Raw genomic sequence first — 3,852 nt, forward strand, 5'->3', positions numbered from 1 at the left:
CTTGTCTTGACGTACTTTGACGACAATGCAGTCTAGATAGACGATAGGATAAACACTGCTCAATGGCCGGTTCTGCCAAGCGGTGATGTCCTCTAATATGTTATCGGTGACTCTTGAAACCAAGCTACTTGAGATATCGACATCGTAGAGCTCTTTAATGCTCTCTACAATCTCGGTGGTGGTTTGGCCCTTGGCGTAAAGAAATATGATTTTATCATCAAGCCCTGAGATACGGGTTTGATGCTTGCGCACAAGTGTAGGTTCAAAAACGCCATCACGGTCTCTTGGGGTAGATATCTCAAGATCGCCTGTGTCACTGCGGACGGTCTTTTTAGTGTGCCCATTACGCTTATTAGGTTTATCCGCCTTCTCATGTTTGGGATAGCCAAGATGGTCTTCCATCTCAGCCTCTAAGGCAGTATCGATAAAGGATTGCATGAGCTGCTTTTGGAAGTCTTTGATGTCATCAAAGCTGTTCATGCTACCAGCCATTTGCTCGGCCAGTTTTTTAAGGTCAGATTGAGTAGTCATTGCTTATTCTCCAGTTAGTGGATTATAAGCAGTTACACAGTTTTTAGGAAAGGCTCGGCTTTTTTGATGGCTAACACTCATTTATTTTCTTTATCTGCCCGCCACAAAGCATGCTCACATATTGCGCATAACCAACTGTCTTTTGCCCGCATATATGGAGTGTCTGCTGGTATCTGTAAAGGGCACACATAACCACAGTACTCGCATCGCACATCATCTAAATAAGCAAAACACTCACCGATTGTTTCGAACAGTACCTGTGGACTAATTTCATACTTCTCACAGATGGTTTCTACATGAGCAATATAGTCACTTTCGTTATCATATGACCAGTAATCCTCACAGATCTTTAGATCTCGTGCGTTCTGCGTCATATTAGGCTGAAGTTTTACACTCATCATATTCTCCTCAGTAGCTGCCGTAGCTAGAGTGCGGTAGTAGCTCATAAAGCTCACTCTGAAGCCTACTGCTCATGTCTTCCACAAAGTACCCATCCTGAGCATCCAAGCGCTTCTGTACCCATACACGCATCGCCATATCGTTATCAAAGCACCGCTTCACTCCTAAGAAGCGTGCTAGATTATGACCAGAGGAGATACACAGATCACGTATTAATGAGTTAGCGATAACATTCGCATCCTCATTGATTGCACCATCAGGTTTAAACTCACCAAACAGCTCCTCATAATTGATAATTGTCATTGTGACGTCTCCTTGTCAGTCTGTTTATTCCTGATGAGTGCTTCACCTTCAGAGCTATTTGATGCGTTGGTTAACTTCTCCTTACTCGCAAGCAGTAAGTTATCCATTGCTGAGCCATCTTGACGGGTGATATCAGGCACATAGCGGCTATACACCCGAAACAGCATCTCCGTACTACTGTGACCCATCTGCCGTGCTATCCACTCAGGGTTTTCACCAGCAGCCAGCCATAGCGTCGCTGCCGTGTGTCGAGTTTGATAAGCCCGCCGATGTTTGAGGCCGAGTAGGGCAAGGGTGGGTTTCCATACCCGTCTGTTCACATTGCGATACTCCATTGGATTGCCTTGTGAGTTGCAAAACACAAACTCTGACTTACCAAAGGTGCGCGTCTTCTGCTCCAGCAGGGCGTCATACACTAACTGTGACATCGCAATATCACGTTGCGAGCCCAACGTCTTAGTCGGACCCATCTCACCGTTTACTAATGCTCCTCTGATACTGATTTCACGTCGATCAAAGTTAATACAGTCCCACTTAAGCCCGTCAATCTCACTGGTGCGCATCCCGGTAAAGAAGCGGATGGTGTAGTAGGGCTTATAATCAGCACGGACATGCTTTAAAATTAGCCATACCTCGCTTAAGGTAAAAGGATTCACATCCGGACGAGCTTGCTTGAGATTCTTAATATTTTTATAAGGCATCTCAAACTCATGGCGATCTGACGCTTCTTCTAGTATCATACGAAGAAGTATCATGATCTGATTGATTCGTGCTACTGACAGACTTGACTGACCATCTTTACCGTAACGAACTTTGGCGAGAGAGCTACGGAAGGTCAGCAAGTCTGGTTTTTTTATGGCATGTACTGCTTTGCCACCAAACTCAGGTAACAAGTACTTATTTAAAATAATCTGCGTCTTTTGCCGATAGCTCGGCCGCCATTCAATCTTCTTCTCCTCATACCAAATCTCTGAGAACTGCCTAAAGGTTGGGTTACGACTGATACAAGCTTCCGCTCTATCAGCCAGTGCCGTCATCTCTTTTAAACGTGTACTCTTCGGAAAGTAAGCGCCATAGTCAAAGATGCCTAGGGTGATTTCTGCTTCCATTTTTTTTGCTACTAAAGCCAGCTTTTTAACGTTTGCTGGAGTATCAGGGAAGTTTGTTGTCTCACGGCAACGAATATTCATATATGTGAAATCTATGAATAGCTTGCCACGCCTTGCTCTTACTGATGCCATTGTTAATCTCCTTGTTCAAATAAAACTTACTGTAAAGCCATACCATTGATCGCACTCATAACAGGTTTGCACATATCCTCTTCGATACGCTCCCATACATATAAAATCTTGCGACCGCCAAAAGGGCGTATGTAATGGATATTCTCAATTAGGACAGTGTCCTTCATTTGATTGCGAATAGTGCGTGCGTCGTATTTGATACGATCCGCGAGTTCTTGAGTAGTGAGATAAGTCTGTGACATAATAGTTCTCCATGTGAAATAAATTTACTATTAGTGAATGATTAGTTATCACTAATGAGTACATATTATCTATAAATATTATCACTTGCAAGCACTTTTTTATCACTTTAGGGATTTTATATATGATTAAGCTCAATTTACCTGTTTTATTTGCACAAAGAGGCATCCGTGTAGCTGATGCTGACAGGATGTCTAAACTAGGAAGGTCTACTTTGTATCGAATGTACAATAATGAAGTCACTAGAATAGACTTTGATTCATTAAATGAGCTTTGTAAGCTTTTAGATTGCACACCCGGCGATATTATCCTCTATGAAGAAGATGAAGTTTGTGAGGAAGAGAGTTCAAAAGAAAGTTAGAATGCTTACTAGGATGGTTGTTCGAAGTGTCTTGAAAAATCATTAAGCTTAGCGCCGATACATATTTTACTCGGTCTAATTACTTTTAAATGTTAGGTTGTGGTCATCACTGTTTAAGCGACAATTAATTTTGAATGTTATAAATCTGAAATGGATTTCGGAAAATTTAGGCCTCTGAAAAACACGTTTTTTGCTGAATTGAGGTTGGGTTCAAAAATCAGCATAGTGCCAAATTCACTAGGTTAGGTGTCATGATGGTTTTTGAACCAAAAATACCTAGGTTGTGGTCAGATACGTATACGCAGTTTTAGGGCAGGGCACGGTTTGGGCACCAAATGGGCACCGCACTGAAAACAAGCTTTTTGACTGAGTAGATAAGCTTAACTATATTAAAAAAAATATCTCGAGAATTTCTCTACAACTCCCGAAAATTGGACAAAAAAAAGCCTCACTGTTAAGTGAGGCTTTCTAAGTATTTGGAGCGGGAAAAGAGATTCGAACTCTCGACCCCAACCTTGGCAAGGTTATGCTCTACCACTGAGCTATTCCCGCTAATTATCAAGTAACTATTGTCAGTTGATGAGGGCATATTATACGCAGTTTTTTTTAACTGTCAACACTTAAGTCAAAAAAAGTAAAGTTAGCAAAACAGGCATGTCATATAACTGCATAGATATGATATAACAGTTTCTTATAATATGCATTCCAAAAAATTTGCATGAGATAAATAGACTGGAATGCTCATTATAAGTCACTCTAACTACAAAAAATTATCAG

Annotated in this window: 6 protein-coding genes and 1 tRNA gene; 1 reads left to right on the forward strand and 6 read right to left on the reverse strand. The window is 41.5% G+C overall.

Annotation, left to right across the window (positions count from 1 at the left end):
* From ACT3QP_RS14295 to ACT3QP_RS14315, 5 genes are all read right to left on the reverse strand, one after another.
* A partial coding sequence (locus tag ACT3QP_RS14295; protein ID WP_444525969.1) for a transposase occupies nucleotides 1-531 on the reverse strand: 531 nt, incomplete at its 3' end.
* Between the two features lie 77 nt (nucleotides 532-608).
* Nucleotides 609-929, reverse strand: a complete 321-nt coding sequence (locus tag ACT3QP_RS14300) for a hypothetical protein (protein ID WP_444525970.1) — start codon at nucleotides 927-929, stop codon at nucleotides 609-611.
* A gap of 10 nt (nucleotides 930-939) precedes the next feature.
* On the reverse strand, nucleotides 940-1,233 hold the full coding sequence (locus tag ACT3QP_RS14305) for a hypothetical protein (RefSeq protein ID WP_444525971.1): 294 nt from the start codon (nucleotides 1,231-1,233) through the stop codon (nucleotides 940-942).
* Nucleotides 1,230-2,474, reverse strand: a complete 1,245-nt coding sequence (locus ACT3QP_RS14310; RefSeq protein WP_444525972.1) for an Arm DNA-binding domain-containing protein — start codon at nucleotides 2,472-2,474, stop codon at nucleotides 1,230-1,232. Before ACT3QP_RS14310 ends, ACT3QP_RS14305 begins: the two co-directional genes overlap by 4 nt.
* Before the next feature lie 26 nt (nucleotides 2,475-2,500).
* Nucleotides 2,501-2,716, reverse strand: coding sequence for a hypothetical protein (locus ACT3QP_RS14315; protein WP_147222245.1), 216 nt, complete (start codon nucleotides 2,714-2,716; stop codon nucleotides 2,501-2,503).
* 122 nt (nucleotides 2,717-2,838) lie between these two features.
* Between ACT3QP_RS14315 and ACT3QP_RS14320 the strand changes: the two genes are divergently transcribed.
* The gene (locus tag ACT3QP_RS14320; RefSeq protein ID WP_281490000.1) at nucleotides 2,839-3,075 is read left to right on the forward strand and encodes a helix-turn-helix domain-containing protein; all 237 of its coding nucleotides are present in this window, start codon (nucleotides 2,839-2,841) and stop codon (nucleotides 3,073-3,075) included.
* A 477-nt stretch (nucleotides 3,076-3,552) separates the two neighbouring features.
* Here ACT3QP_RS14320 and ACT3QP_RS14325 read toward each other — a convergent pair.
* Nucleotides 3,553-3,627: transfer RNA gene (locus tag ACT3QP_RS14325), tRNA-Gly, on the reverse strand.
* Nucleotides 3,628-3,852: the final 225 nt, after the last annotated feature.

The sequence above is a fragment of the Psychrobacter sp. AOP7-B1-24 genome (assembly GCF_052376215.1).
Taxonomy (GTDB): Bacteria; Pseudomonadota; Gammaproteobacteria; order Pseudomonadales; family Moraxellaceae; genus Psychrobacter.